The 623-nt window shown below is 52.6% G+C and carries 1 pseudogene; it reads right to left on the minus strand.

Annotated features, from left to right (window positions below):
• Positions 1-472 (minus strand): annotated as a pseudogene (locus EN786_RS35980) (hypothetical protein); the annotation flags it as partial.
• Positions 473-623: the final 151 nt, after the last annotated feature.

Genomic DNA, 623 nt, shown 5'->3' on the forward strand with positions numbered 1-623 from the left:
CTGGCTTCAGAATCACCGGCAGGCCGATCTCGGCGGCAGAGATTTCAACCTCCGCTGCATTCGCTGCTAAGCGATAAGCAGGTATTGGAATGCCGGCCTCCGCGAGGAGCTGACGTTGAGTAAATTTGTCGCAGCATTGTTCAATCGATGCGGGGTTCGGTCCCGGTAGATCGAAATGCAGGCAGAGCTTGCCAACTGTCGCGTAGATCGACTCGTCGTCGCCCGCAAAGCCAGTAATGCCAGCAATGTCATACGTCGCACGTAGCCGCGAACATTCGTGAATCAGCGCATCGAGATTGTCTGTATCGACACGGATTGTCTCGACACTTTCCGCCGCAAGGTAGTCATACCGAGCAGGATCAGCCGACAGGGTAATTGGATGGAAACCAAGACTCTGGGCCGCTTGGACGTATCGCAGACCAATTACCCTATGACCTTCAACTAGGATAAGCGCTCTCGTTGCTCTTGGCATCCATTTCTCCATTGCGAGCTGCGGCGGTCCGGGCGTAAACAGGGTATTAGCCTCTTTCAGCGCGCCTGACCTCAGATTTAAGATGAACCTATAACCTTCAGGGACTTGCGCTCGCAAAGATTCTATAAATTTATTTGAAGCATTTGTTGCA

The sequence above is a fragment of the Mesorhizobium sp. M4B.F.Ca.ET.143.01.1.1 genome, from assembly GCF_004792275.1.
GTDB classification, from domain to species: Bacteria; Pseudomonadota; Alphaproteobacteria; order Rhizobiales; family Rhizobiaceae; genus Mesorhizobium; species Mesorhizobium abyssinicae.